Source organism: Lachnoanaerobaculum sp., from assembly GCF_057250505.1.
The window spans coordinates 69,399-94,450 of sequence record NZ_DBHIEQ010000009.1; the positions used below are offsets into that span (position 1 = coordinate 69,399).

The following is a 25,052-nucleotide window of genomic DNA, read 5'->3' on the forward strand; positions in this document are numbered from 1 at the left end:
CTTTAACATGAGCGAAAATTTATCAGATAATTATACAGCTATAAATTCAGATAATGATATAACTGCAAATGCAAACAATAATGTATCTGACAGTTCAAACAACACTGCAAGTGCAGGCAATAATATAGCTGACGGTTCAAACAACACTGCAAGTGCAGGCAATAATATAGCTGACAGTTCAAACAATACTGCAAGTACTCTCACAGTCGGCATTAATATGGAGTCTGAAACTTCAAATAAGACTCCAATAAAAAAAGAGCCTAAATATAAGTTTGAAACGTTAGATATAATAATGCTGCCCGTTGTATTTATACTCGCATTTTTATGTATAAAATATTATAACTTAAATACAGGTATGGTAACTTTAGGTTTGGGAGCTACCTTATACATAGTACTTTATGTTATCTCAGTGCTTGCATATGCTAAATTAAAGGCTGTTAAGTTCAATAGTGAAAGTATTATTTTATCGGTACTTATGATACTTTTAGCCATAAGCTTTACTGTTTTTTATAACTATTCCCTTAATATATTTATGCAAATAGCTATGAATTTTATGCTTATTTACCTTCCTGTAACGGTATTTAACAAGCTTATAAAAAGCGAAACTTCAGCGCTTATATTATATGACTATATCAATGCACTTGTATTTATTCCTATACATAATGCTACTTCTTTTTGGATTTGCATGTTTTCAAAGAGGGGAAAAAGCACTTCAAGTACAAAGACTAAGTACTTTTTGCATATTTTTCTCGGACTTTTGGTTGGTACTCCGTTTATAATGATTGTCATTTTACTGCTTTCAAGTGCAGATGCTACTTTTAAAAATATTTTTGACCATTTATTCAACTTCGATATCAATGTTCCTGAAAATATAGGAACTCTTATATGGTCACTACCTATGGCAACCTACCTGTACGCACTTATCTACGGAAGTTCCATAGAGGATAATTCAAAGTCCTTTAATATAGATAAGTTTAATAAAACCATGGATAATGCAGCTTTCATACCAAGACTTAGTTTATATATCGTTAATGCAGTTATTTGCTGCTTTTATATTCTTTTTATAGGAATACAGGCTATATATTTTATAGATATTTTAGGCGGTTCTTTGCCGGCTGATTTTACCTATTCAGAATATGCAAGAAGAGGATTTTTTGAACTTCTGGCTGTTGCCTTAATCAATATAGTATTTATTGCGGTAGCTAAAATTTTTTCAGTTAAAAATGAAAATAATAAGTATTTGCGTATTCATATAATCCTAAATTCAATATTAACATTGGCACTTATATCGGTTGACTTTGCCAAGATGTATCTGTATATAAGCACTTATGGACTTACAACACTGCGCATAATTCCAAGTGTATTTATGATTTTCTTATGTTTTGTATTTGCCTTTATCATAATGGGAGAATTTAAGAAGAGCTTTCCTGTTACCAAATTAAGTTTCTATGCAGGAAATATACTTTTTGTACTTCTTTGTCTTGCCAATATAGACGCAGTGGTTGCCGGGTATAATCTTAATGCCTATATGAACGGTAATCTGCCATACTATGATATATATGATCTTAGGGAAAGTGATATGGCTGCAATGCCTGTTATTTACAAGGCTTGGAAAAACAGTTCCGATAAAGAACTTAAAGATAAGCTACACTTCTGCGCAGAAGGTATCATGGAGTATTATTCTTTTGATATAGATGAACCTATCAGTTATAATTACTCCAGAAATAAGGCTTTTGAAATAAAAAAACATATGAATCTAAATTAAGGTTCTTTGTCAAGTGCTGGGGTGGGTTGATTTTTCAGCCCACTTTTTATATTTGAATTTTTTGAACTTAGCATTTTACCTGGCATTATATATTTAAAGCCTGATAAATATTTTTTTGCACAACAAAAAGACCTCGTCCCCAGACATTTTTTAAGCCGTCACCATTAAAATTCTATTCCTAAAATATGTAAAGTTACGTACACCATAAGATACTCTTTTAAGTACCTTTATCTTGTTATTAAACCCTTCTGTAGGCCCATTTGATATATGTCGATACTTAAGTGGATTTAAGATGTATTTGTAATTATTTCTAAATGCTGTGATTGCCGCATTAAACTCTTTTATGCCGGAACTTTCCACTTCAAGCAGCCATTCGCGAAGTAGCACTCGTTGCTTTGAGTATGATTTTTCATCAAGTAGCTTAATAAACAACTCTTTTATGAAGTGTGCTTTCCTTCTCCAGAGCCCAATATACCTGCCTTATAAAGTGGTACCTGTCAACAACTATCTTAGCATTTGGAAAGTATGTTTTAGCTATATCTATGAAAGTCTTATTCATATCACATGAGAAATATTTTACATTCATGCGTTTTGACTTATCAAGAGACTTAAAGTATTCAACCAAACATGCACTCTTTATTGAGTAGAGTATATCAAGAACTTTGTGTTTTATAGGATTCACAACAATAGTTTGATACTTTTCGGTTCCGGCATTTCCTTTAAACTCATCTATTGATATAGCTTCCCCAATTCTATCAGATGAATTGTTAAGTGTACCAAGTATCTTATATACAGTGTGAGTAGAAACATTAGCTTTGTCGGATGCCTCTGCAATAGTTATTGCACTACGGAAAGAATGAGCAATGAACTTGGTCAGCCTTTCTTAATAAAAAATTAAATACGATTGTAATGAGGACTAGACACAAGAAATTCATGTTTAAATTTGGTAAAATTTGAAGTAAATGTTCAGAATATCTGAACAAGAACAAAGAACCGGTTTGGAATATCCGAAAAGTAGAGCAAATCTACTTTACAGGTGCTTCCATTCTATTTTGTACTATTTGGTAATCAAAAAATATTTTTTTGTTTTGAGCATTTACATATAGAATAAAATATGGCATTATTATTTCAAATCAAAAACTAAATATTTGATTTGAAATAAAGGAGATAACTGTATGCATCAAATAATGTTAAAAATGAAATTGGCAAATCCTAATCCGACAGGTTCTTTAAAGGATCATTTGAAATTCCTTAAAGCCAAACTTGATGAAATGAACTCTCTTGAGAGTAATTATAATCAAAAAAAGGTGACAGTAGTTGAACCGTTTGAAAATGACGACACAGTTGTTTTAAAAGTAGAAACTGAACTTGAATTAAGTTCACCTGGTAGAGCATTTACAGGACTTTCAAGATCATTATTAAATGAAAATTCAAATGAATATGACAGTTTTTTTAAAGAGAATTTATGGCATGGAAGATTGTTCTCATTTGAAAGAGTATATAAAGACTATAAAGTGATTGATAATATTTCAGACACGGATTTTTTGGTTAGAGTATTACTATTAACACAAAAACCTAAAAGTCTTTTAACACAAACAGAAAGAAATATTCTGTCACAAATGAAAATACTTGCAACTAATTTAACAAATGATTTTTCAAAAGGAGAAAAGGAATGATTACTTTAAATTCAAATGAAATGAAAGTATTATGGAGTAAAAAGTGCAAAGAAAGCATAGGTTTTTAATACCAAAAATAAAATTTGAAATTAGAGAGGAGTGAGATTTTGCGTTTATTAACATTGAATATTAATATGTTTAACTATCAAATTGACAATAGTTTTTATGACTATTTACATGATATAAACCCGGATTTAGCAATTATCCAAGAGGTTAGATTTAACAGGTTAAACGAGAAAAAGTATTCAACTATATTGCCTAAGGGTTATGATAATTGTAATATTAAATCTAAAATTCATTTAACAGTAGCATTTTACAAAAAAGACTGGAAAAGAGATGATACTGCTGATTTTAAAAGATATAATTATTCGCATATAAGGTTAAAGAAGAATAAATGTGTAGTATTAGGCGTGCATACACCTAAAATTGAAATAGGAGAATATGATATAGATTTTTTTGAAAAAAATTATTATGCTGATATTGTTTGTGGAGATTTAAATGCGAGTTCAAAACGCAAGGAATCCTTAAATTATGAGCTTTATCAAAAATTGATTGGTAGTGGCTATTATGATTTGTGGGAAAAGGCTTTATGTAATAAAAAAGCGTATTATTATAACTATAAAGGCAAAAAATTTCCTGCTGACAAAAAAGAATTTTTTAGAACCTATTCGGGTAATACACATATTGATTATGTATTGGGAAAGTCTGATTTGGAAATCAAGGAAGTAATAATTGATTATAGAACATTAGCTTTTACAGATCATACTGGTATTATTATTGATGTTGAAGAGAGTAAATGAGCATCATCGTTCTAATAAGTAGTTCATGAGCTTGTTAAATTACAATTTATGGGACTCTCATATGAAAGGACACCGTCATATGCCAGGTATTCAGAGATGGTTAAACTGCCATAAAGATATTAAAATACATGAGAGGTTGTCTTTAACTTAGAGCATGGTGATATAACCCTTGTATGAATAAGCTGTGTAATTAGTTCAAATAAAGAGAACTGAAAACGCATTTGAGAAGCAAGTATATCAATAGTTTCATTAACATAAAGAAAATACTTTATATTGTTTAGATGAAAATGTTTTGTTTTTATATTATGGTGATCTTGTTACATTGACAAGTAACGACAATGTAGTTACAATATTGATATAAGAACGGAGGTAGTACATATGGAGAAATCGGCAACATTGAACTTAAGAGTAAATCCGACACTGAAAAAAGACGCGGAGTCTGTACTTGGACGTTTGGGGGTTCCTATGTCTATAGCTGTAGATATGTTCCTTAACCAAGTTGTATTGACCGGAGGCATTCCTTTCGCCATAACTTTACCAAGTGCACCTGAGAGTATTGATACTACTAAAATGAGAGCAGACGAGATTCATGATAAGATACAAAAAGGCTATGAGTCTTATAAAGCAGGCAGAACACAGAATGCGGCTAAGGCTTTTGAAAAATTTAGAGAGAGTCATAATTGATGGTAAAATATAGAGTTGATATTATAGATGAAGTACTAAGATATAGAGATGACTATTTAAGCAGGAGTGGAGATAGTAGTGAGTAGAAAATTTGACGATTTCTTAAATGAACAACTTAATGATGTTGAAATTAGAAGCGAATATGAAGCGTTGCAACTGGAACATGCCTTGATACGGGCTATGATTGATGTGGGACAGGAGTCTGGAATTACACAGAAGGAACTTGCTAAGCGAACAGGAATTGTATAAGGAGATATAAATAAATCCGAATTATTTGTGGTACAATATTTAATTTTAAAACCGTTATATGAATCTCTAAAATTAATCCATGATATTATAATCTAATTTGATACATCTAAAAATAGGCATACTTTCCACAGTTAGAATTTTTAAGTAGTTATCAATCTGTAAAAGTTTATTAGTAGTTGTTATTTCGATTGTATATATCTTGCTGAATAGATTAATTTTGTAGAAAGTTTTAGCAATCCTGAATGGATATTATCAATGGGTTGTTTTAGCATATTTACAGATAATTCCAATGGTTTAAACCAATTAAATATGTTATAAGAAAGTGCATGTGTCAGTATCATATTCGCATTTGCAATTCTTTTATATCTGCCGACAGAAGTAAAATCAAAGCCTGGTTTACTTTATAAAGCTTTATTTCAAGCCTCTATTACAATAGGGCTCGATTATATATCAGGTATGACTCCATGTTTGTAATAATGAATGTAGGCTATTTTTTTTTAGGATTTTCTATTAATAATCTAGACTAATGCATAAAGCATAATAAAATAAATCATTTACAGACTTGACAAAATCGGAAAAATATGATGCCACACTTGTTTGTTTATGGTATAATAAAGCATAATGTAACCAAAGGGAGGAGAGGAATGACTAATAGAGCTGCGATGGATGAGGTGACATTTCTTAATTTCTATAGAGAGAGTGTATCATGTTATTCAAAAAGGGCGAAGCGTAAAATATGTAGTGCATTAGAGAAAGATGGCAAAATAACATTTGAATCTCAAATGAGTATCCAAACGGCTGGCAATAGTCCAATTTATTTTGAGAAAGCAGATGTTGACGCTATTATTTCGAAGACAACCATGACACCAGATTTTATGGGCTTTTTTGAAGAGTGGGAATATACTAAATTATATAAGTATTCTGTACCGGTTTTTTTTGAAACCGAAAAAGAGATTGAGGGAAGTTTAAAAAATATTGGAATTAAGAAATTCGAAAAGAATAGTTTTTCAACGGATTATATTTTAAAGACTTTACTTTTAGATGCCGATCCAATGTGGTACGAAAGTGGTGGAAAATATTTTGTCAAGTTTGTATTACAAAAATCATGTTTTCAGGGTGATGATTACGAGCAAATAGATTATAGATATCCAATTGTCATTTATATTGATAAAAACATTGGAGTGCTAGAAGTAAGATATGATGCTGTAAAATATAGTGCTCAGCAAACTGAAAGTAATATCTATGCGAATTTAGTAAGTACATGTTTAAAATGGCTTGTAGAGAAACTGGAATTTAAGTTGTTTTTGTGTGAACATGCAAATACCATAGATGTTATTAATGATAAATCGGATTCTTCTGTAAGAATGTATAGACAGATGATGGCTTTAAAATCAGGAGGCTCAGCAGAGTTAAAAGCTGCAGAGAGTAGAGATGCTGTTTTACCATTTGTAGGTGAACTTCGAGAACTTATAGAAGAGAATGTAGATTTGTTTAATAACGAAGCAAAAGGGGTAATAGAAAAATATTTGAATGATATAGAATTGACAGCAAGTTATCCTTATATTTATATCAAATGGGAAAATGCAGTTGAATCTCAGAGCTATATTGTGAAAATAACCTTTGATTATTTGAACCAAAAATATACATTGCTACAGCATTTGACAGGGACATGTAGCGATATAGGAATGGAGCGAATGAACAATGCAATTAAATATCTTTGTGAAAGCAGCTCCTTTACTAAAGGAGAAGAAATTAAATATTAATGTAGATACTTTTATAGATTTTTTAGCTCATTATAGTTCTAAGGATTGGATTTATCCAACTGCTATACATAGGAAATTGAAATATGATATAAAAGATATCTATGATGCCTTAGAATTACTTAGAGAGGCTGGTTATATAGAGCAGTACTTGGAAATATACTGTCCAGGGTGTCAACGCTATACCGGACAATACTATAAAACTATAGGTGAAATTCCTGATGAAATCTATTGTATAAATTGTGATGAAGAAATAGAAAATCCATTGGAACATGCATCTGTGGTTTATAGGGTATTGTAGTTATGGCAGATTTTCAAAATATAGACAGTTATAAATTGGCAGAGGAGTTATTAAATGAGCACGGTTTTGACATTCCGAGTTTTTTATACTATGAATGCCATAAAAATCCAGGTTTTTTACAAATGAGTGATGATAATCATGAAAAATTTTGTTCTTTGTATGATGAAATTTTTACGCCTTCCTCTACAACAAAAAGTAAGGGGAATAAATTAGAGGAGCTTACGGCGGTCTTGTTTGCAAAGGCATTTCCTAATATTTTTGATGTAAAGAAGAATTGTAGAACAAGTTCGAATGAAGTAGATTTGTTAGTCAGCTGGAAAGCTGCTGCGAGTAGAATAGGTTTAACGAACGATTTTGATGGACTCGGGAGTACTTTTTTATGTGAGTGTAAAAATTATGAAGGTAAAGTAAATGTTACATATGTTGGAAAATTTTTTTCATTGATGAGTTACACAGATACAAAGTTTGGAATCTTGGTAGCGTGGGACGGAGTTACTGGAAAGGGATGGTCTGATGGATTGGGACTTATAAAAAAATTAGCACTTGCAGAGAAAAGGTATATTATAGTTCTCACAAAGGAAGATTTTTATGATATTTATCAAAGAAATAAGAATGTATTTGAACTATTAAGAGATAAGTATCAGTCATTAAAACATGACATAATGTATGACAAGTACGTATCTAAGCATAAAGCAGAGGGAAAATTATAAATTTATAAAAGTAGTATTAGAAGCACTTGCGTTTTGTGAGTGCTTTTTGGGTTATATATTACCAATCTCAACTTTTTGCTTATATTTCTTATACCATATCCCCATTTAAAAGTTGAGATTTTATTTTCAACAAACAGATGTTAGAATAAAACATGGTAACTCCATTCGAATAGAGGTTATGAGGATTATATGTTCCACATAGAATAAGTTAGAGGTATAAGTAAAGGTGAATTGCAAAGGATAATCAAAATCTGATGCCCCACAGATCCAATAATAGCAATTGATTCCCCCTGTCTACCCGAAATTTCGGGTAGAATATTCATAAAGTTGAGTTTATAATATTGTTAGGTATTGTTGAAAACGAAAGAGGAAGATAAGATGTATAAATCAATAGATTTATTTGCAGGTATCGGGGGGATAAGGCTCGGCTTTGAACAGGCATTTAAAGGCGATATCAAAACGGTTTTTGTAAGTGAGTGGGATAAGAAAGCGGTTGAAACTTACAAGGCAAATTATAATGACGGTATAGATGTGGTTGGCGATATTATAAAAGTTGATGAGAGAGATATACCGCCACATGATATATTACTTGCAGGGTTTCCATGTCAAGCCTTTTCTCTTGCAGGGCAGAAGAGAGGCTTTGAAGATGCAAGAGGAACTCTTTTTTTTGATGTCGCAAGGATTGTAAAATACCATAAACCTAAAGTTGTATTCTGTGAAAATGTGAAGAATCTTGTAAATCATGACAGAGGTCGTACATTTGATGTTATAAAATCTGTTTTGGAGGATTTGGGATATAAAGTGTTCTATAAAGTCCTCAACAGTAAAAACTTCGGTGTACCGCAAAACAGAGAAAGGATATATATTGTAGGATTCAGAAATGATATAGCACCGGAAGATTTTATATTTCCTGAGAAAACGGATGATACCAAGGTGATAAAAGATATAATGGAAGAGCATGAAGTATCACCAAAATATTATATATCCACTATTTATCTGGATTCGTTGAAAAGACATAAGGCAAGACATGCTTCCAAGGGGAACGGATTCGGATATGAAATCAGAGAATTGGACTCAGTAGCGGGAGCTATTGTTTGCGGCGGTATGGGAAGAGAAAGAAACTTGATAATTGATGATCGTTTAACCGACTTTACTCCGGTTACACATATAAAAGGAAGTGTCAACAAAGAATATATTCGTAAGATGACACCGAGAGAATGGGCAAGACTTCAGGGATTCCCCGATAATTTTAAGTTTGTAGTTGCCGATACACATTTATATAAGCAGTTCGGAAATTCCGTTACAGTACCTGTGATACGTGCAATTGCCGAAAAGATAAAGGCACATCTTGAAAAAGAAAATACGAAAACAAAGAAAAGTGAAGAAAAATTTGAACAATTGGCTTTTACATGGAGGTAAGTATGCTTAAGGGAAATAAGGGGGAATGGTCTGAAGTATATGTCCTTTTAAGACTATTGGCTGACGGGAAGATATATGCTGCGGACAGTGAATTGAATAAACTTGAGGATGTTTATTTTCCTATTATTAAAATAATCAGAGAAGAAACCAAGGGTGAAATCAAAGAATATACCGTCGGAGAAATTATATCTATTTATATTAACGGGTCAAAAGTGAAAGAATTGCCTGCGACAGAGTTTGAATCTGAGTCAGAGAATCTGTTGAATGAGATTAACAGTAAAGACTCTAAAGGGGCTTTCTCGGTAGAAAGCACGCAGAATTTCATGGATAAAATTTTGTGTTATAAGCTTTCGGCACCTGCAACGGATAAAAGTGATATCACGGTAAAAATAGTTGATGTAAACACAGGATACAGTCCTACTGTAGGATTCTCAATAAAATCCGAATTGGGCTCATCTCCGACCTTGTTGAATGCAGGAAAGACCACAAACTTTATTTATAAAATAGCACATAATTATCCTGATTTGATAAGAGAAGCGAATGAGATATACAAGGTGTCAGGCGGCAAAAATCATACAGATGTCAGAGGGCGTATAAGTAAGATAATTAAGGAAAACGGAACTCTTGAATACCGAAAGATGAACAATCAGATTTTTGAGGATAATTTGGTTCTTATTGACAGTAATATGGATAAAATTATTGCCGAGACACTTTTATATTTTTATAAAGACGGAATTAGTAACTGTAATGAGATGGTTGAAAAGCTTGAACAGGAAAATCCTATGAACTACGGTAATGTAAATGCCTATAGATATAAGTTCAAAAAGTTTTTGACGGCTGTAGCATTGGGAATGAAACCTGCTACAGTTTGGGATGGTTTGGATGAGGCTACAGGTGGATATATTGTAGTTACAAAAGAAGGTAATGTTCTCGCATATCATATATACAACAGAAATTACTTTGAAGAGTATTTGTTAAGTAATACAAAGTATGAAACAGCATCCACATCAAGATATGATTTCGGGGAAGTGTACAGTGAAAACGGCGAAGACTTTATAAAACTTAATTTACAGGTGAGATTCAGATAGTGAAGAAGAGTAAACCTATGACCAGAAGTGAAAATATGGCAAGAGTTAAAAGCAAGAATACAAAACCTGAAGTTTATTTGAGAAAGCTTTTGTGGCACAGGGGGTTAAGATACAGATTAAATTATAAGAGCTTACCCGGAAGTCCTGATATCTATATTCCTAAATACAAGGTTGCCATATTTGTGAACGGATGCTTTTGGCACATGCATGAAAATTGCAGGTATGCATCCATTCCTAAGAATAATCACGATTTTTGGAAAAACAAGTTGGAGGGGAACGTTCAAAGAGATAAGCAAAACTACATTAAACTTGAGAGCATAGGTATTAATGTCATAGTGGTGTGGGGATGTGAAATCAAGCAGATGATGAAAGATAAGGTGATAGAAAAGGAAAGAGCAGATTATCTCGCCAATAATATTTTTTCTACGCCAAAACACTAATAATGGCGAGATTATTCTCGCCGGTATCCGATTTTCATAGCCAAATATGCAAAAATGGCTATGAAAAGCTATTATATAAAATTGATTTTGTTGATACACTGTGGCAATACCGAAGGAGTAAATATATGACAATGCTGATATACTGTTTTACTTTATATTTATATTTTTAACTATTGTACTTTTAGTATTAAAAATCTCAAAATATAAAAGAGACTCTAAAGTGGTAAAAGTTATAAAATATATACTCGCTATTCCTGTCGTCATTTTAAATATGTTGATTTTTGATGATTTTAATATTTCACTTCAGCTTTTTTAAGATGAAAATAAAACAGATAACAAAAAGTGGGTATATGTATGACAGATTTACAAAAAAGATATGAAGAATTAAAAAAACAAAACTTCCACGACGGCGAAAGAGTAAAATTTATTGCAGATTTAGGCGAAAGTGAAGAAATAGAATATCATTATCAATTAATCTGCAAAGACCAGGATGAAGGTATTAACTTGAATCTGTCTGGCAGTTTTTACAAACATAATAAAGAAGGCTTAGAGTATTTGTTTACAGTTTTAGATAATGAGAAAGAAGGATGTCTAAAAGTTTTTGCTGCATACCTTATGGCTAAAACACTTTCAAAATTAAGACATAGAGATTTTTACACAGGATTTTGCAGCAGACTTATTCCTGTTATGACTGCACTTATAGAAACAACTAATAATTCGCTCCGTGGAAAAGTTATTATAGCTATTGGATGGATAGGATCTTCAAATGAGATTGAAATTTTGACAAAACAGATGTTGAAAGATAAAGACAGTCTTTGTAGGGCATGGTCTGCATCAAGTCTTATGTAAATATCATTTCATGGAGTTGAAAAAGAGTTGCTTCAGGAAAAAACGAAGGCATGCCTGGCTTTGGCAATTGCAAACGAGACTGATTTATATGCCTGCAGTATTATGATAGAGTCCGCTCAGATATTATTCGGGGAAAAGTGGATAAGCTCATCTGCTGTAGAAGATGTGAACGTAGAAAAAATAGAAAAGGCAAGAAAATAGGAGGTGAGATTTCTGAAGAGGTAGAAATAAAAATAAAAAATACAAATTTTGGTAAAGATATTGAATGGTAAGTTGTATATTTATATATTATGAAAGTTTTGTATAATGAGATAAGATTATTTTATTTGGAGAGATTGTAATGATTGAGATGGTGACAGATAAGCATTATGATGCAATAGTATCATTGTTTGAAGAAGCACAGAATGAAATAAAAATTATAAGCCCTTTTTTATCTGAAAAGACAGCAGAATTGCTATGTAATGCAGCTAGAAGAGGGATAGTCTGCTCATTTATAACAAGATTATATCTCCAAGATTTCTTAGATGGTTCTAATACACTTGACGGATTACAAAAAATGTTAAGTTCGGGAGTAAAGTTACATGCACTCATTGGTTTACATACCAAGCTTTACCTTTTTGATTCAGATGATGCAATAGTGGGAAGTGCTAATTTTACAGAGAGTGGCTTGACTAGAAATATTGAGCTGTCTATACATTTGAATAGAGAAGTAACTATTAACAGCTTGCATGAATACTATGATGATATAGCTGCCAGAATAAATGCTGCTAAGGATGGCTGTATTACTCAAGATATACTAGATGATTATAAATTAAGGTATCAAGAGAATAAAAAATCCTTAGCCAAGGTTGATGGAGGGAAAAAAATTGTAACAACGATTTATGGTGCTGCCCTTGATACAAATGCGAAACGTATTAAGGAAGATAGAAATGAGGCGTATAATGAAATCGATAGTAATACTTCAGAACGACTTACAGATCCGGTTTATTCTGCGTTGGGTGGGAAAAAATCAATAGTATCATATAAAAGTTTAAAAAATATATTATTAAAATTCTCTGCTTCAGCCAATAACAGAGCTGATGGAAAAGAACCGATGTATATGTATGCTTTTGATGACAATGGGAAAAAATATATATTTCGAATTTTTCAGAGGTAAGAGCAAAGAGTGCAAAAACTGTAGAAGATGGAGATGAAACCTTCTTTTGTGTGCACTCTTATGATAAAAGAGGCAAGGGGTGCCCTTTAATTGTGGGAAAAGGATATTTTAAAGCATTTAACTCGAATAATGATGCCAGAAAAAAATATGGAATAAGCAATTTGATTGGCTTAAAAAATATCCGATTTATTGTGTTATATCAGAAGCAAAGATTATAGATGCTCCTATCAATTGTGGTATTCCACTTCGTGAAGTTACGGATGCTCTAGGATATAAGACATATATTCATACTAGAGATAATCCGGATAAATATACTAATGAAAAAGTAGCAAAGGCTCATAGACAGCAAGCTATGCTTGCATTGTCTCATGAAGAGAGGGTGTATATTGATAAAAGATTAGAAGAGATTGGAAAACAGTATGGTTGGAAAATGTATAGGTCAGAATAGTGAAAACTATTATAAATTATTTTTAAAATATACTTGATATTATTCATGAAAACTATGCATATATAGAATTTAAAAAAATGATATTTTGACACTACACAACCAGCTATATTCTTATTCATATGTAAACTATAAGGGGAAATTTAAGACTCTTGACAATACTATTATGGAAGTGGATGCGCTAGGGAACAGGAAAGTGAGATTTCAGCCGGTAAGCAGTTTTGAAACAGAAATGTATTTTGATAAAATGGTTGAGGTTTATAAGAAAGCAGTGAAAGCAAATATTCCGGCATTAATTTTAATACCTGTACTTATACATGATTTTTTATGTATTCATCCTTTTGATGGCGGTAACGGAAGGATGAGCAGATTACTGACATTACTTTTACTTTATAAGTTCGATTACTTTGTTGGAAGGTATATAAGTATAGAGATGCTGATTGAAGAGAGCGAAGAGTCTTATTATGAAGAGTTGCAAAGATCAAGTGAAAAGTGGCATACAGGTGAAAATGATGAAATTCCATTTATAAGATATATGCTTGGAGTTTTATTAAAAGCGTATGAAGAATGTGATGACAGATTTAACCTTATTGGAAATGAAAAATTGACATCACCGGAAAGAGTATTAACGGTTATTCAAAGGTCATTAGAGCCGCTTTCTAAAAAGGATATTATGATACTTTGTCCTGATATATCGCAAAGGACCATAGAACGTGCTTTAAAGGAATTACGGGACAATGGGAAAATAAAACATACAGGTAACGGGCGCTCAACAAAATATATTAAGGTTTAGATTAATTGTTATTTAGTTGCCTGAAAATGTTATATTTTTAGAAAAAACTCTATAATAAGATATACCAAATTAGAATAAAAATATGGAGTACTATAATGGATTTACAAAAAAGATATGAAGAATTAAAAAAGCAAAACTTCCCCGACGGCGAAAGAATAAAATTTATTGCGGATTTAGGTGCAAGTGAAGAAATAGAATATCATTATAAACTGATTTGCAAAGACCTGGATGAAGGTACGAACTTAAATCTCTCAGGTAGTTTCTATAAACATGATAAAGAAGGATTGGAGTTTCTGTTTGAAGTTTTGAATAATGAAAAAGACGAGAGTTTAAAAGTATTTGTCGCATACCTTATGGCCGAAACTCTTTCAAAACTGAGACATAGAGATTTTTATCCGGAACTTTGTAATAAGCTTATTCCGATTATGACTTCGCTTATAGAGATAAATGATGCTTTGCTTCGACAAAAGATCATTATAGCTCTCGGATGGATAGGATCTTTAGATGAGATTGATATTTTGATAAAGCAAATGTCGGAAGATAAAGACAGTCTTTGCAGAGCGTGGTCGGCATCAAGCCTGATGCAACTGTCATTTCACGGGGTTGATAAGGAAGTGATTCAGGAAAAAACAAAGTCATGTTTTGCTTCTTCGATTGAAGCAGAGACTGATTTACATGCCTGTGGCATTATGATAGAGGCGGCGCAGATTCTATTTGGAAAGAAATGGATAAGCCAATCGGCTGTGGAAGATGTGGACGCTGAGAAAATAGAAAAAGCTAAGAAGCCGGCGGTAAGATTTTTGAATAAATAGAAGGTCGGAGATATAAATTGCACATTAATGTACGTGATATTACAAATTAAATTTGACGAAATCTTATTTTTTCTGTATAATACCTTTCGTCTTTACAGACAGTGACTTTAAAGGGCGGCATAAGCTACCCTTTTCTTTATGTTTTATGAGAAGGAGGGATATTTATTAAAAGGATAGGAAGATTAGGAATAATATTTGCACTGTTGTTTACAATATTGGTTGCAACAGGGTGTTCAAAGGAAGTGGAAAATAACAATATTCATCTGGCGACAGGCGGAACGGGAGGTACATATTTTGCCTACGGTAATGCATTAAAGGATGTGGCAAAGCAGGACAGCAATATTGATATGAGCGTACAGATGAGTGCAGGTTCGGCAGCCAATATCAGACTTATTGAGAATAATATAGTGGATATGGCGATAGTACAAAATGATACACTCACGGATGCTTTTAGCGGCAAGGGAGAGTTTGAAGGCAATCCTATAAAGAAGACCAAGGCGGTAGCGGGACTTTATACCGAGAGTTATCAGATAGTGGTCAACAAAAAGCTGCAGTTGAAGTCGGTTGAAGAACTTAAGGGCCTTAGAGTTTCGGTAGGTGAAGAAGGCTCAGGTGTATTAAAGAATGCAAAGAATATATTGAAAGCTTACGGACTTACCGTTAACGACATTGATGTAAGATATCTTTCATTTGACGATGCGGCAACAGCATTAAAAAACGGTGAGCTTGATGCGTTCTTTGTTACGGCGGCTACTCCTACAAAGGCGATTTCGGATCTGGCAGATGCCAATGTACCTATAGATATACTCTCACTGGATGACAGAGCTGTGAGATTTTTGGAAAACAGCTATGACGGTTACAGTGTTACTACAATAAAATCAGGAACATATAAGGGTATCAACAAGGATATCACAACTGTAGGTGTGATGGCGGTCCTTGTGGCAAATGAAAATGTAAGTGCAAATCATATTGATGCAATTTTAAATTTACTTAAGACACACCATGACAACTTTAATAAGATTTCAGGTGATACTTTAAATATATTTGATGAAAGTACATTAAACAGCATTGATACCCCTTTCCATAAGGCGGCGGCAAAGTGGTACAGTGACAACGGTATAACGGGAGTGAAGGCTGAGATTAAGGCCGATACTTCAGCCAGAAAGACATTAAACCTTGATATGTACCAGACTGTGGCGGTGGCCGTACTGGCACTGTTTATAGGTGTGTTGCTGAAAGAGAGAATAAAATTCCTTACAACATTCTGTATACCTGCACCTGTGGTGGGAGGAATGATATTTGCCATAATATTCTGCATACTTTATGCATCCGGTATTATGGAAATAAACTTTGATGAGACATTGAGAAATGTCTGCATGGTAATGTTCTTTACCTCAGTAGGTTTTCAGGCAAATATGAAGGTGTTAAAGAGCGGCGGAAAGGGAACGTTTATCTTCCTTATTTTGGTATTTTTACTCATAATACTGCAGAATACTTTGGCTGTGGGACTTTCAAGGGCAATCGGAATAAGTCCGCTTATAGGTATGTGTACGGGTTCAATACCTATGATCGGAGGACACGGTACTGCCGGAGCGTTCGGACCTTTGCTTGAAGATATGAATGTTGAAGGTGCGACCACACTTGCTACGGCGGCGGCTACATTCGGACTTGTGGCAGGTTCACTGATGGGTGGACCGCTTGCAAACAGTCTGATAAAAAAGAAGAATCTTACAGATACGGTAGTATATGAAGATGACAGTATGCTTGTGGAAGAGGAGATAAAGCATAGAAGAGAGGTTTCCATGTACGCTCCGGCGGTATATCAGCTTACACTTGCAATGGGTATCGGAACTGTCATATCATTTGTACTTTCAAAATCAGGTATGACCTTCCCTGTATATATCGGTTCTATGATAGTTGCGGCTGTAATGAGAAATATAAGCGAATATACGGACAGCTTCAGAATACATATGGGTGAGATAAACGATCTTGGAAGTATCTGCCTTTCATTATTCTTAGGTGTAGCGATGATTACACTTAAGCTTTGGCAGTTGGCTGCACTTGCTCTGCCGCTGTTTATATTGTTGGCAGGACAGACAGTGCTTATGTTTGTATTTGCAAGATTTATCGTATTTAAGTTTATGGGTAGTGACTATGATGCGGCGGTGCTTGCGGCAGGAACCTGCGGTTTCGGTATGGGTGCGACTCCGAACGCAATGGCAAATATGCAGGCTGTAACCGAGAAGTATTTACCTTCGGTAAAGGCATTCTTACTTGTGCCGATAGTTGGAAGTATGTTTGCAGACTTTTTGAACAGTCTTACAATTACATTCTTTATAAATTTCTTAAGCTGATTTCAGGCTCCCTACGGGGAGTCTTTATTATTTTAGTATAAAATGGCTAAGATTTTAGTTGAAATTTTTGTGTCAAACTATTATAGTTTATTTAACACTATTGTAAAAATTTATTGAAAACTTAAGGGGGTCAATATTGAAGGGGAGAGTAACAATACCTACAGATGTAGATATAATTAAAGAGACAAAAAAGATTATGAAGCTTTGGGGAGCCGATGCCGTAAGAGACTGTGACGGTACGGATATGCCTAAGGAGATAGAAGAGCTTGACGCAAAAATTTATGCCACATATTATACAACCAGAAAAGATAATGCATGGGCAAAGAAAAATCCTGATGAAGTTCAGCAGATGTATGTGATGACGGATTTCCACATGGCTGATGACAGTGTTCTCAGAATCAATCTGATGGAGGGACTGCATAAGGACTTGTTGAAAGTAAATGACCATGACGATATAAAGAGATGGTGGGAAGTCATGGACAGGACTTTGGGCAGGTCGCTTGGAAGTAAGGAATGGCATTATGAAGACGGTGAAGTGGTTATTAAGGCAAAGAAATATCACGAGTATACTGTAAGCTTTCTGGCATATATTATATGGGACCCTGTGCATATGTACAATGCGGTGACCAACGGTTGGAAAGATTTTGAAAAACAGATAACTTTTGATGTACGCCAACCGAAGACCCGTGAATATTCAATGAAAAGACTCAGAAAGTTCTTGGAAAATCATCCCAAAGTCGATGTAATCAGATTTACGACATTTTTTCATCAGTTCACACTTATATTTGACGAGCTTGCAAGACAAAAGTATGTGGATTGGTACGGATATTCAGCCTCTGTAAGTCCTTATATATTGGACCAGTTTGAAAAAGAAGTTGGATACAGATTCAGACCTGAATATATAATAGATCAGGGATATATGAACAATACCTACAGAGTACCAAGCAAGGAATATTTTGACTTCATAGATTTCCAGAGAAGAGAAGTGACGAAGCTTGCAAAAGAGATGGTGGATATAGTACATGAGTACGGTAAGGAAGCCATGATGTTTTTGGGTGACCACTGGATAGGTATTGAGCCGTATATGGATGATTTTAAAACTATCGGTTTGGATGCCGTGGTAGGAAGCGTGGGCAACGGTCAGACTCTCAGGCTTATAAGCGATATTAAGGGGGTCAAATATACCGAGGGCAGGCTTTTGCCTTACTTTTTCCCAGATACTTTCCATCCGGGCGGCGACCCTGTAAAAGAGGCTATGAAAAACTGGATTACGGCAAGAAGGGCAATTCTCAGAGTACCTGTGGACAGGATAGGATACGGCGGATATTTGAAACTGACTTTGGATTTTCCTGATTTTATAGACTATGCAAAGCTTGTATGTGACGAGTTCAGAGAACTTTATAAAAATGTCAAGGGATGCAGGGCGTATTCTTTTAAAAAGGTTGCAGTTTTAAGCAGTTGGGGCAGATATAAAGCATGGGGCAATCATATGGTACATCATGCAATATATCACAAGGAGAATGAAGCGTATGCAGGTGTAATAGAGTCACTCAGCGGTGCGCCTTTTGATGTAAGTTTTATAAGCTTTGACGATATAATAGAAGACTGTGATATACTCAAAAATTTTGATGTGATTATAAATATAGGTGACGCACAGACGGGTCAATGTGGCGGAAGATACTGGAAGGATGAGATGATTTTGTCGGCAGTCAGAGAGTTTATCTGTAGCGGCGGCGGTTTTATAGGAATCGGAGAACCGAGCGGATATCCTTATCAGGGAAGGATTTTACAGCTTGCCACTCAGCTTGGAGTGGAACTTGAAAACGGATTTACTCTGGGCAGGGGTAAGTACAACACCGAGGTAACACCGCATTTTATAACTGAGGGTATAGACGGTGATATTGATTTCGGAGACAGGCTGCATCAGATTTATGCACTTGAAGGAACCGATATTTTGGCAAAGAAGGGTAAGTTTGTAGAGCTTGCCGCAAATGAATGTGAAAACGGAAGATGTGTATATATAAGCGGTCTGCCGTACAGCCTTGCAAACACAAGATTACTTTACAGAGCGATACTTTGGGCTTCACATAATGAAGAGAATATTCACAAGTGGTTTAGCAGCAATGAAAATGTGGAAGTGAACGCTTATCCTGAGAATAATAAATTCTGTGTGGTAAATAATACTTACAATGAGCAAAAGAGTACCATATATAAGGGAGATAAGAGCAGTTTTGATATTGTACTTGCTCCGAATGAGATAAAATGGTTTGAGATAGAGGGAAAATAATTATGGCTTTAGCAGAAGTTGTTAAGCAGTATAGCGGTATCGGCAATCTGAAAGGGGACTGTGAGTACGGCAACGGACATATAAACGATACCTATTTGCTGGAATATGACAACAGAAAAGTTATTTTGCAAAAGGTAAACAAGTCAATCTTTAAAGAGCCGAAAAAGCTTATGGAAAATATATATCTTGTAACTTCATTTTTGAAAGATAAGATAATAAAAAGAGGCGGAGATTACACACGAGAGACTCTAAATCTTATAAATACAGATGACGGAAATTATTTTTATGAGGACAGTGAAGGCGATATCTGGAGAGCATATGACTTTATAAGAGATACCGTATGTTATGAGAAGGTGGAGTCGGCAAATGAATTTTATGAGTCGGGGCTTGCTTTCGGTAATTTTCAAAATCTGCTGGCGGATTTTCCGGTAGATAAGCTTTTTGAAGTTATAAGGGATTTTCACAATACACAAAAAAGATATGAAACCTTTATAAATCAAGTATCTGAAGACCCTCTTAAAAGAGCTGCGGATGTACAAAGAGAGATAGAATTTTTCAATGACAGAGAAAAGTATACTAAAATATTCAATGAAGCCATAAAGAATAAGGAAATCTCTTTGAGAGTAACACATAATGATACAAAGCTTAATAATATTTTGTTTGATAAGTATACCAAAAAAGCTTTATGTGTGATAGACTTGGATACTATAATGCCGGGTGTTGCAGATTTTGACTTTGGAGATGCGATAAGATTCGGGGCAAACAAGGGGCTTGAGGATGAGCCTGATTTGTCAAAGGTCGGACTTGATATTGAGCTGTTTGAGGCTTTTACAAAGGGATTTTTAAAGGCTTGCGGCAATAGTCTGAATAAAAAAGAGATAGAACTTTTGCCGATGGCGGCAATTGTGATGACTTATGAATGCGGCATAAGATTTTTGGGGGACTATATAGCGGGAGATAAGTATTTTAAGATTTCAAGGAAGAATCATAATCTTGACAGGGCAAGGACTCAAATGAAATTGATTTCGGATATGGAGTCAAATATGGATGAGATGAAAAAGATTGTAGAAAAATATATTCAGTAACAGTTCTGTATCGGATGGGATTGAAGATGTTTGATAAAAAAATTTATTTATGCGGCTTTATGGCAAGCGGAAAGACTACTGTCGGCAAGGCTTTGTCAAAAAAATTGAATATTGATTATGTTGATACCGATGAGCTTTTGGTAGAGACTTACGGTCAAAGCATTCCTGAGATATTTGAAAAATACGGTGAGGAGTACTTTAGAGATCTTGAACATAATATTGCAAAAAAGACTGCGGATATGAAGTACGGAGTTGTATCGACAGGCGGAGGAATGCTCACCTTTGACAGAAACGGAGAAATCATAAAAAAGAGCGGTATTATCATATGTCTTGTAAGAGATTTTGATGTAATATATCAGGAGATAAAGTCGGATAAGAGAAGGCCGCTGGCGCAGACAAAGACCAAGGACGAGTTAAGAGATATGTATGATAAAAGAATATCAAAGTATCAAAAGTATGCAGACTATACAGTAGTCAATGCCGGAAGTATAGACGACTGTGTAAAAAAAATAATATCGATTATTGACGAGAATTAAAATCCAGTATATACTATTACGAAAGTATGTTCGAATACTTTGTTAGTAATGGAGATTTTAATGGAAACTAAATATATAAAGATAAGAGGTGCCAATGAGCACAATTTGAAAAATATATCGGTAGATATACCGAGAGGAGAATTGGTGGTTTTGACAGGGCTTTCCGGATCGGGAAAGTCCTCTTTGGCGTTCGATACCATCTATGCTGAAGGTCAAAGAAGATATATGGAGTCAATGTCTTCATATGCGAGGATGTTTTTGGGACAGATGGAAAAGCCTGATGTGGAGAGTATTGAGGGACTTTCTCCCGCAATATCTATAGATCAGAAGTCCACCAACAGAAACCCGAGGTCTACTGTAGGAACCGTTACGGAGATATATGATTATCTAAGACTTTTGTATGCAAGGATAGGAATACCTCATTGTCCGAATTGCGGTAAGGAAATATATAAGCAAAGCATTGACCAGATGGTGGACAGAGTAACGGAACTTCCCGAAAAGACAAAGTTTATGATACTTGCACCTGTGGTAAAGGGAAAAAAGGGAAGACATGAAAAGGTGCTTGAAAGTGCCAAAAGGTCAGGATATGTGCGTGCATTGATTGACGGAAATATGTACGAACTGAGCGAGGAGATCAGCTTAGAGAAAAATATCAAGCACAGTATCGACATTGTAATAGACAGGCTTTCTGTAAAAGAAAATATAGAAAAGAGACTTACGGATTCACTTGAAGCCGCATTAAACCTTGGAGGAGGCTACGCCACAATTGATGTGATAGGAGGAGAACCTATCAAGTTTTCACAAAACTTTGCCTGCCCTGACTGCGGTATCTCTATTGATGAAGTGGAGCCGAGGACATTCTCATTCAACAATCCTTTCGGCGCCTGCCCGGACTGTGCAGGTCTTGGCTATACTATGGAATTTGATGAAGATCTTATGATTCCCGACAAGTCACCTTCTATAAATCAGGGTGCAATAGTGGTACTGGGATGGCAAAGCAGCAATGACAAGAAAAGCTTTTCAAATGCAATGCTGAGGGCGCTGGCAGAGAAGTTTAAGTTCAGCCTTGATACACCTTTTGAAGACTATCCTAAGGAAATACATGACATATTGATTTACGGAACTAGTGAGCAGGTTGATGTGGCTTATACAGGACAAAGAGGAAGCGGAGTATATCCTGTAATCTTTGAAGGCCTTATAAAGAACATGGAGAAGCGTTACAGGGAGACTTATTCGCAGAGTGCAAAGGAAGAGTATGAACAGTATATGAAGATTGCACCTTGTAAGAGTTGCGGCGGTAAGAGACTGAAAAAGGAAGCGCTTGCAGTGACTGTAGGGGATAAAAATATCTATGACGCCACAGATGAGTCCATAACGGATTTCAGAGATTTTATAGACGGACTTAAGCTTACAAAGATGCAGGAAGCTATAGGTTCGCTGATTTTAAAGGAAATCAGAGCCAGAGTCACCTTCCTTATAGATGTAGGACTCGACTATTTGAGCCTTACCAGGGCTACAGGTACTCTTAGCGGAGGTGAAGCACAAAGAATCAGACTTGCTACCCAGATAGGTTCGGGACTTGTAGGAGTGGCATATATACTGGATGAGCCGAGTATAGGACTCCACCAAAGAGATAACGATAAGCTGCTTGCCACCTTGAAGCATCTTAGAGATTTGGGCAATTCAGTACTTGTGGTAGAGCATGACGAGGACACCATGATGGAAGCGGATTATATAGTGGATATAGGTCCCGGAGCGGGAAGTCACGGCGGAGAGGTGGTTGCTACAGGTAATGCCAAGGAGATAATGGCAAATCCTAATTCAATTACAGGTAAGTATCTTTCAGGTGAGATAAAGATACCAGTGCCGGAAAGTAGAAGAACGCCCACAGGTTGGCTTACTGTAAAGGGAGCGGCGCAGAATAACCTTAAGAATATAAATGTAAAGATACCTACAGGTGTGATGACCTGTGTTACAGGAGTCTCAGGCTCCGGCAAGTCATCTTTGGTAAATGAGATAGTATATAAGGCACTTGCAAAGAAACTTAATCGTGCCCATACAATCCCGGGCAAATATAAGTCGATAGAAGGTATCGAACAGCTTGATAAGGTCATTGCTATCGACCAGTCACCTATAGGAAGAACTCCGAGGTCAAATCCGGCCACATATACAGGTGTATTTGATATGATCAGAGACCTCTTTGCTGCAACTCAGGATGCCAAGATGAGAGGTTATAAGAAGGGCAGATTCAGCTTCAATGTAAAGGGCGGAAGATGTGAGAGCTGTTCAGGTGACGGTATTATAAAGATAGAGATGCATTTTTTGCCTGATGTGTATGTACCATGTGAGGTATGTGGCGGAAAGCGTTACAACAGAGAGACTTTGGAAGTAAAGTATAAGGGAAAGTCCATATATGATGTACTTGATATGACTGTGGAGGAAGCTTTGACCTTCTTTGAGAATGTGCCTACCATAGCCAGAAAGATACAGACATTATATGATGTAGGCCTTTCCTATATCAAACTCGGTCAGCCTTCTACGGAGCTTAGCGGAGGAGAGGCACAAAGAATCAAGCTTGCAACGGAGCTTTCAAAGAGAGCTACAGGAAAGACCATATATATTTTGGACGAGCCTACTACAGGTCTTCATTTTGCAGATGTACATAAGCTTGTTGAGATACTTAGAAGACTCTCCGACAGCGGAAATACCGTACTTGTAATAGAGCACAACCTTGACGTTATAAAATGTGCGGACTATATAATAGATATAGGACCTGAAGGAGGTGCAGGAGGCGGCGAGGTGGTTGCTACCGGTACCCCTGAGGAAATAGCCGAAATAGAAAAATCATATACAGGCAAGTATGTAAAGAAATACTTGTAAGAGAAAAACACAGCCGATGGCAGGCTGTGTTTTTGCTTACAGTAAAAATTAGATATCCAAAGCCGCCACCAAAGTGTAATCGTCAGGATTCTTAAAATCCGCTTTTATATCTGAAGTGTCAAATCTCCAATTTTCGATTCCTGAATACTTTGACGCCAGTATTATATAGAAGTTTAACATTGCGGCACCAAGACCCAATAAGTTGTCGTCATCCGGAACTACATTATCAAGTTGGTTGAATAAGTAGATATGTGTACCGTTTATTACAAAGCGATAGTTTTGGTGATTCAAAAAGCTTGGTGAAAGGCTGGCCGCATATACCGCATCGGCGATAACAGGGTCGGAGTATTCGTCATCGAAATTGTAAGCTGTGTTAAAGTCACTGTCAAAAGCCAATGCTGTAGCGGCAATCTTAGGAGCTATATGTCCTGCCTTATTGCTTATGCTTACATTTGAAGGTGAGTGTATATCAAGTTTTGTGGTATCTCTCTCCTTCTTTCCGTATCCGAAAGCAATTACCGTAGCTACAGCCAAGTCGGAGTTGATAAGCAAAACTTTCTTTATTATTTCGCTGTCGTCGCTTGTTAAAAAGCATGAAGACAATCCCATCTCTTCAAGCTTTAATACAAGGTTTTCAGCCATAAAGCCTGCATTTATAAGGTAATTATCCTTTTCCTGTGACAGTATGGTTATATATGCAGGGGCATTGAAGGTGTTTCCGCGATAGCCTGCAACACCTGAGAGTCTGCTTGCTGTGTCATCATCGGCTGAAACGAGTATCTGCACATCCACATCAATAAGCTTTTGTGAAGAGTTAAAAAAGCTTATTAACTCATCTATTTTGCTCTGCTCAACTTTTTTCTTATGAAAATCTCTGATAGAGTTCCTGTTTTCAATAAGTTCTAAATAATTCATACATTTATTCCTCCGTGGTATAAATTTCAAAAAATAAACTATATATAT

22 protein-coding genes and 1 pseudogene are annotated in these 25,052 nt (G+C 35.2%); 21 read left to right on the forward strand and 2 right to left on the reverse strand.

Annotated elements, in window-relative coordinates; genetic code table 11:
- Positions 1-7 precede the first annotated feature (7 nt).
- Complete coding sequence (locus ACO6FI_RS05675; protein WP_485456501.1) at positions 8-1,765, forward strand: DUF4153 domain-containing protein; 1,758 nt, start codon at positions 8-10, stop codon at positions 1,763-1,765.
- Positions 1,766-1,915: 150 nt separating this feature from the next.
- On the opposite strand, the pseudogene ACO6FI_RS05680 reads toward ACO6FI_RS05675, so the two are convergent.
- Positions 1,916-2,447, reverse strand: a pseudogene (locus ACO6FI_RS05680) (transposase).
- Between the two features lie 493 nt (positions 2,448-2,940).
- Between ACO6FI_RS05680 and ACO6FI_RS05685 the strand changes: the two are divergent.
- The 20 genes from ACO6FI_RS05685 (at position 2,941) to uvrA (ending at position 24,089) form a co-directional block, all read left to right on the forward strand.
- Entirely contained in the window at positions 2,941-3,441 is a 501-nt protein-coding gene (locus ACO6FI_RS05685; RefSeq protein WP_485456502.1) for a hypothetical protein, read from the forward strand.
- 107 nt (positions 3,442-3,548) lie between these two features.
- Entirely contained in the window at positions 3,549-4,241 is a 693-nt protein-coding gene (locus ACO6FI_RS05690; RefSeq protein WP_485456503.1) for an endonuclease/exonuclease/phosphatase family protein, read from the forward strand.
- Positions 4,242-4,619: 378 nt separating this feature from the next.
- A complete protein-coding gene (locus tag ACO6FI_RS05695) occupies positions 4,620-4,925 on the forward strand; it encodes a type II toxin-antitoxin system RelB/DinJ family antitoxin (protein ID WP_485456504.1) in 306 nt (101 codons plus the stop codon).
- 78 nt (positions 4,926-5,003) lie between these two features.
- The gene (locus tag ACO6FI_RS05700; protein ID WP_485456505.1) at positions 5,004-5,174 is read left to right on the forward strand and encodes a hypothetical protein; all 171 of its coding nucleotides are present in this window, start codon (positions 5,004-5,006) and stop codon (positions 5,172-5,174) included.
- A gap of 644 nt (positions 5,175-5,818) precedes the next feature.
- Positions 5,819-6,937, forward strand: coding sequence for a hypothetical protein (locus ACO6FI_RS05705; protein WP_007590681.1), 1,119 nt, complete (start codon positions 5,819-5,821; stop codon positions 6,935-6,937).
- On the forward strand, positions 6,876-7,235 hold the full coding sequence (locus ACO6FI_RS05710; RefSeq protein ID WP_007590683.1) for a hypothetical protein: 360 nt from the start codon (positions 6,876-6,878) through the stop codon (positions 7,233-7,235). Before ACO6FI_RS05705 ends, ACO6FI_RS05710 begins: the two co-directional genes overlap by 62 nt.
- 2 nt (positions 7,236-7,237) lie before the next feature.
- On the forward strand, positions 7,238-7,945 hold the full coding sequence (locus tag ACO6FI_RS05715; protein ID WP_485456506.1) for a restriction endonuclease: 708 nt from the start codon (positions 7,238-7,240) through the stop codon (positions 7,943-7,945).
- Between the two features lie 378 nt (positions 7,946-8,323).
- Positions 8,324-9,364 (forward strand): DNA cytosine methyltransferase, encoded by a 1,041-nt coding sequence (locus tag ACO6FI_RS05720; RefSeq protein ID WP_485456507.1) that lies wholly within the window; start codon positions 8,324-8,326, stop codon positions 9,362-9,364.
- Between the two features lie 2 nt (positions 9,365-9,366).
- The gene (locus ACO6FI_RS05725; protein WP_485456508.1) at positions 9,367-10,452 is read left to right on the forward strand and encodes an HpaII family restriction endonuclease; all 1,086 of its coding nucleotides are present in this window, start codon (positions 9,367-9,369) and stop codon (positions 10,450-10,452) included.
- Positions 10,452-10,892: a very short patch repair endonuclease gene (locus ACO6FI_RS05730; RefSeq protein ID WP_485456509.1), complete on the forward strand. Its 441-nt coding sequence runs from the start codon at positions 10,452-10,454 to the stop codon at positions 10,890-10,892. The genes ACO6FI_RS05725 and ACO6FI_RS05730 overlap by 1 nt, the downstream gene beginning before the upstream one ends.
- 354 nt (positions 10,893-11,246) lie before the next feature.
- On the forward strand, positions 11,247-11,741 hold the full coding sequence (locus tag ACO6FI_RS05735; protein ID WP_485456510.1) for a HEAT repeat domain-containing protein: 495 nt from the start codon (positions 11,247-11,249) through the stop codon (positions 11,739-11,741).
- A gap of 27 nt (positions 11,742-11,768) precedes the next feature.
- Positions 11,769-11,942: a hypothetical protein gene (locus ACO6FI_RS05740; protein ID WP_485456511.1), complete on the forward strand. Its 174-nt coding sequence runs from the start codon at positions 11,769-11,771 to the stop codon at positions 11,940-11,942.
- Between the two features lie 139 nt (positions 11,943-12,081).
- Positions 12,082-12,897 carry a phospholipase D family protein gene (locus ACO6FI_RS05745; protein WP_485456512.1) on the forward strand — a complete coding sequence of 272 codons (816 nt, stop codon included), beginning with the start codon at positions 12,082-12,084 and terminating at the stop codon, positions 12,895-12,897.
- 533 nt (positions 12,898-13,430) lie between these two features.
- Positions 13,431-14,135: a Fic family protein gene (locus tag ACO6FI_RS05750; RefSeq protein WP_485456513.1), complete on the forward strand. Its 705-nt coding sequence runs from the start codon at positions 13,431-13,433 to the stop codon at positions 14,133-14,135.
- Positions 14,136-14,230: 95 nt separating this feature from the next.
- Complete coding sequence (locus ACO6FI_RS05755) at positions 14,231-14,947, forward strand: HEAT repeat domain-containing protein (protein WP_485456514.1); 717 nt, start codon at positions 14,231-14,233, stop codon at positions 14,945-14,947.
- Between the two features lie 203 nt (positions 14,948-15,150).
- A complete protein-coding gene (gene gltS / locus ACO6FI_RS05760; RefSeq protein WP_485456515.1) occupies positions 15,151-17,301 on the forward strand; it encodes a sodium/glutamate symporter in 2,151 nt (716 codons plus the stop codon).
- Between the two features lie 136 nt (positions 17,302-17,437).
- On the forward strand, positions 17,438-19,588 hold the full coding sequence (gnpA, locus tag ACO6FI_RS05765; protein ID WP_485456516.1) for a 1,3-beta-galactosyl-N-acetylhexosamine phosphorylase: 2,151 nt from the start codon (positions 17,438-17,440) through the stop codon (positions 19,586-19,588).
- 2 nt (positions 19,589-19,590) lie between these two features.
- On the forward strand, positions 19,591-20,673 hold the full coding sequence (locus tag ACO6FI_RS05770; protein ID WP_485456517.1) for a phosphotransferase enzyme family protein: 1,083 nt from the start codon (positions 19,591-19,593) through the stop codon (positions 20,671-20,673).
- A 26-nt stretch (positions 20,674-20,699) separates the two neighbouring features.
- On the forward strand, positions 20,700-21,209 hold the full coding sequence (locus tag ACO6FI_RS05775) for a shikimate kinase (protein WP_485456518.1): 510 nt from the start codon (positions 20,700-20,702) through the stop codon (positions 21,207-21,209).
- A 60-nt stretch (positions 21,210-21,269) separates the two neighbouring features.
- Positions 21,270-24,089, forward strand: coding sequence for an excinuclease ABC subunit UvrA (uvrA, locus tag ACO6FI_RS05780; protein ID WP_485456519.1), 2,820 nt, complete (start codon positions 21,270-21,272; stop codon positions 24,087-24,089).
- A 48-nt stretch (positions 24,090-24,137) separates the two neighbouring features.
- Here the strand turns inward: uvrA and ACO6FI_RS05785 are convergent, their stop codons facing one another.
- Positions 24,138-25,004 (reverse strand): nitroreductase family protein, encoded by an 867-nt coding sequence (locus tag ACO6FI_RS05785; RefSeq protein WP_485456520.1) that lies wholly within the window; start codon positions 25,002-25,004, stop codon positions 24,138-24,140.
- Positions 25,005-25,052: the final 48 nt, after the last annotated feature.